Here is a 4,122-nt window from a genome sequence, read left to right as displayed (position 1 = left end):
CTTCCCGGCCCATGCGCCTGCAAAAGTCCCCTCAGGCGGCTTTCCTCCCTGCGGGGACGCTATGTTCATATCGACGGCGCGCCGGTGCTGCGCCTCATCCGCAAAGGAGGTTTTCATGCAAGAACTGCTGCGTCTTCTGTGCTCTGAACTGGCGGAAGGCAGAACCGCCGCCATGGCCACGGTGGTCTTTCAGGAAGGCTCCGCGCCGCGCGGCGCGGGCTCCCGTCTTCTGGCCGGTCCCTCCGGCCTGCTCGGCGGAACCACGGGAGGCGGTCTGGCCGAGGCCAGAGTCATAGAAGCCTGCCGCAAGGCCTGTGAAACCCAGGAAGCGGACGTGCTCGACATCGCCATGGACGGCACGCTGGCCGCACGCTCGGAAATGATCTGCGGCGGTCAGGTGCGCGTGCTCATCGAGCCCTTTGCGCCGAACCGGGAAGACCTCGTGCGCACGGCCTCTCTGGCTCTGACGGCCGCAGAGGGAGCAGGCTGCCGCATCGTGCGTCCCTATCCTTCATCCCGCACGGCATGGACGCTCCTTTACGACGACGGTTCGGCGGATGGAGCTCCTCTGCCCGAGGAGGTGAAGGCCTCTCTTCTCGCCGCGCCTCTTGATGAAGCCGCGCTCGTGCCCTGCCATGAGACGACGTATTTCTGCGAGCGCTGCCAGCCCCCGGAACGCATGATCATCGTGGGCGGCGGCCATGTGTCTCGCCCCACGGCCGCCATTGCCGGACTCACCGGATTCGCCGTGCACGTGCTCGACGACAGGCCCGAATACGCCAACAGAGGACGCTTCCCCAACGCCGAGGTGCACGTCACGCCGGAATACGCCGACTGCTTCGGGCCTCTCCGCATCACGCCCCGCGACTACATCGTCATCGTCACGCGCGGGCATCTCTTCGACGGCGTGGCCGCGGCGCAGGCGCTCAGAACGCCGGCTCACTACATAGGCATGATAGGCAGCACGCGCAAACGTCGACAGATTTATGCAAAGCTTCTGGAATCCGGCTTCACCGAACAGGATCTCGCCCGCATCCATGCTCCCATAGGTCTCGATATCGGCGCGGAAACGCCGGAAGAAATCGCCGTGAGCATTCTTGCCGAATGCATTGCCGTGCGTCGTCACGCCCCCGCGCCCGTGACATGGCGGAAGAAGTGACGCTCGCCCCCTCCCACCTCGGCGCATGATTTCCGACGCCCCGGGGCAGGGGCCCGCCCCTGCCCCGGGAAAACAATGCCGCGGCCGTCGCTCTTACGATCCCGTTCCACCGCCTCAGCGTTCACGTTCCGGCGGAGGCCCCATTTCTGAATTCCTTTTGTTCTTCAACCGTTACTTGAAGGAATTATGCCTGCATACGCTCTCATTCTGGCCGCCGGATTCTCCTCACGCATGACGCCCCGCTTCAAGCCGCTGCTTCCTCTGCCCCTGCCCGACGGGGAAAAGACCGCCCTTGCCGCCCTGTGCGAGCTCTACGCGTCGGAAGATGTTCTTCCCCTGGTGGTCGGCGGAAACCGGGCCGACGAAACAGGACGCGAAGCCGAAAGGCTCAATGCCGCCTTCGCCATCAACGCTCACCCGGAGCGCGGCATGTTCTCCAGCATACGCGCGGGCATGGCCGCCCTGCCCGGGGATGCCGGTCCCCTCTTCGTGCATCCTGTGGACATTCCTCTCGTGCGACGCATGACCGTACGCTCTCTTCTGGATGCCGCTCAGTTCTGCGGGGACAGACCGCTCATTCCCACGTTCCGGGGGAAGGCCGGACACCCTCCGCTCTTTCCCGCCTCCGTTCGGAAGGCCGTGCTGACCGCAGGCGACGACGCCTGTCTGCGGAACATCGTGGAGAGGCTCTCGCCCGTCATGGTTCCGGTGGCGGATTCCTTCATTCTGCGCGACATGGACACTCCCGCCGAATACGAGGCGCTGAGAAGACTCGCCCCGCGGCAGTCTCTCCTGTCGACGGAAGAGGCACGGGAGCTTCTTGCCGTGCGGCATGCTCAGGAACGCGGTGTGACGCACTCTCTTGCCGTAGGCCGCGTGGCCGCCCGCTTTGCCGCGGCGCTCAATGAGGCCAGAGCCGCTTCTGGGGAAAGAACGCTCGATGAGGAACTCGCCGAAGCCGGAGGCATCATTCACGACGTGTGCAAGGGAGAACCGCACCATGAGGCTGCTGCAGGCCGCCTGCTTCGCGGATGGGGCATGGACGCCATGGCAAGACTGGTGGAAGATCACCGCGACATGACCGTGCCCGACGACGTGCCTCTTTCCGAACGGGAACTGGTCTTTCTTGCCGACAAGTTCGTGCGCGGAAGAGAAGCCGTGCCGCTTGAGGAACGCTTCCGCAGCAAGATGGCCTGCTATCCCGATGATCCCGAGGCCGTGGCCGCCATTGCCGGACGCATGGAGCGGGCAAAGGCCATGGAAGCACGTCTGGCAAGAGAGTGCGGAAAGTCCCCCGAGGAGCTGGCCGGAGAAGCGCTTGCCCCCCGCTGATGTCCTGCGCGAAAACGGCTTCCGGCTTCTTGCCCGGCCTCTCCGCACGAGGCGAAGCATCGAGGAGGAAGCTCCGGCACTTTTGCGCCGTGCCTTTTTCTGATTCCCGGTTGAAGCAGCAAGACCGGGCGACGTGCTTTCCCTGCGCGCCTTTCCCTCCATCGTTTCGACGCCTGACGCAGCCGACTCCGGAATCGCGCTTGCGTCCCTTCAGTCCGTAACGTTGCGCCTCCCGCCGACGACGAAAAAAAGCCCTGCCGCGGCATTCCGCAGACAGGGCTTTTTGCATCGTGAAAAACAGGCTATACGCGGCCGAGCACAAAATACGTGCCCGCAAAAAGCAGTACCAGCGCAAGGAAGGCGAACGAACGCTTCTGCATGGGCACGGATGCACGCCCCATGGCGTACCAGAAAAGCGCGGCGAGAGGCAGACAGAACATTCCCGCCGTCAGGGCATGGGAGGCATATTCCTGCGCAAAGGGCAGCAGCTCCAGCGCGTGCCCGGCATCGACCACGGGAGTGAGCCAGAACATGGCCGCGGCGGAAACCGTGAGCAGAAGCGCCGAACAGAAGGCCTGGCGGGCGCGCATGGACAAGGTGAACGTGTAGAAATCCCGGCCGAAGTCGTCACGGTTGCGGCTGAGGATGTGCCAGCACAGAGCAAGGGCATAGGCGCCCGTCAGTCCGAGAAAAAGGGAAAAGGCCGCAAAGAAGATGAACCCGAGGCTGTGCATGCCCGCCATGAGCACGATGAAGGACTGCACGGCCTTCTCCTCGTCGCCGGCACCTGCGGAAAGCGCACCGAGGCAGAAGCCCCAGACCAGCACGCAGAGAAGGCACGCGGCAAGCGTGCCCGCAAGGCCGGACAGGACGCCGAAGACCATCCGGCCCGTCTTCTTCACGAAAAGCACCGCCACGGAGCACAGCGCCGCCACGGCAAAAGCAATGACGAGGCACTCCCACAAAAAGGCCCAGGGCCCCGTCATGAGACGGTTGATCCAGCCTCCGGCCAGAAGGTCGGCGGCGAGAGCCAGCGCGACAAGCACCTGAAGAACCGCCGTGAACGCCTCCGTCTGCCCGGCGCTCTTGTCGTACAGTGAACGGCGTCGTGCCGTGGCCAGTCTGTGATCCCACACGGAAACAAAAGGAAGCACTGCGCCGGAAAGACCGGCGATGAGAAGCACGGCAAGGGCCGCGCAGACATAGAAAGTCATGAATACTCCTGTCGCCCTTCCGACGCGTCGGCGGCGGCCCTGTTCCTACTACTTGTGTACTTACGGCAAGTTTTCTACTATGCGGGCAGCCCGGGCATGAAAAATCGGTACGAAAAGTACCGCGGCCCGTCAAGAGGGAATATGCGGAAACCGCGTCTCGGAACCATACTTCTGCTGCTGTGGGGAATATTTCTCACACTGGCGGTCTACGGCTATCTCGCATGGCTTCAGCCCTCGCGTCTGGCCTCCACCGTGTCTCAGCTTCTGGAATCGAAACTTTCCGTGCAGTGCCGCATAGGCGAAGTGTCCCTTTCCGTTTTTCCCGTCCCCACCATTCACGCCTCGGATCTCGCCCTGCTGCGCGGCAGCGTGGACGATCTGGAACTGCACGTGCGCAAGGCCCGGATACAGATAGGC

At 63.7% G+C, this 4,122-nt stretch carries 4 protein-coding genes; 3 read left to right on the top strand and 1 reads right to left on the bottom strand.

Translation table 11 applies throughout. From position 1 onward, the window contains the following. The first annotated feature begins 115 nt into the window (after positions 1-115). The gene (locus QZZ60_RS10835; RefSeq protein WP_295641306.1) at positions 116-1,159 is read left to right on the top strand and encodes an XdhC family protein; all 1,044 of its coding nucleotides are present in this window, start codon (positions 116-118) and stop codon (positions 1,157-1,159) included. A 186-nt stretch (positions 1,160-1,345) separates the two neighbouring features. Then, positions 1,346-2,491 carry a DVU_1551 family NTP transferase gene (locus QZZ60_RS10830; protein WP_295641304.1) on the top strand — a complete coding sequence of 382 codons (1,146 nt, stop codon included), beginning with the start codon at positions 1,346-1,348 and terminating at the stop codon, positions 2,489-2,491. A 302-nt stretch (positions 2,492-2,793) separates the two neighbouring features. On the opposite strand, the gene QZZ60_RS10825 is transcribed toward QZZ60_RS10830, so the two are convergent. Further along, the gene (locus QZZ60_RS10825; protein WP_295641303.1) at positions 2,794-3,705 is read right to left on the bottom strand and encodes a hypothetical protein; all 912 of its coding nucleotides are present in this window, start codon (positions 3,703-3,705) and stop codon (positions 2,794-2,796) included. Positions 3,706-3,846: 141 nt separating this feature from the next. Between QZZ60_RS10825 and QZZ60_RS10820 the strand changes: the two genes are divergently transcribed. Continuing rightward, a partial coding sequence (locus QZZ60_RS10820) for a hypothetical protein (RefSeq protein ID WP_295641301.1) occupies positions 3,847-4,122 on the top strand: 276 nt, incomplete at its 3' end.

The organism is uncultured Mailhella sp., assembly GCF_905187505.1.
In the GTDB taxonomy this organism is placed as follows: domain Bacteria; phylum Desulfobacterota; class Desulfovibrionia; order Desulfovibrionales; family Desulfovibrionaceae; genus Mailhella.
This window is presented reverse-complemented; position numbering and strand designations above follow the sequence as displayed.

What these genes read in the sequence shown, in the direction of transcription:
- QZZ60_RS10835 (WP_295641306.1), top strand. Translation starts at nt 116, where the DNA reads ATGCAAGAACTGCTGCGTCTTCTGTGCTCTGAACTGGCGGAAGGCAGA.
- QZZ60_RS10830 (WP_295641304.1), top strand. Translation starts at nt 1,346, where the DNA reads ATGCCTGCATACGCTCTCATTCTGGCCGCCGGATTCTCCTCACGCATG.
- QZZ60_RS10825 (WP_295641303.1), bottom strand. Translation starts at nt 3,705, where the DNA reads ATGACTTTCTATGTCTGCGCGGCCCTTGCCGTGCTTCTCATCGCCGGT.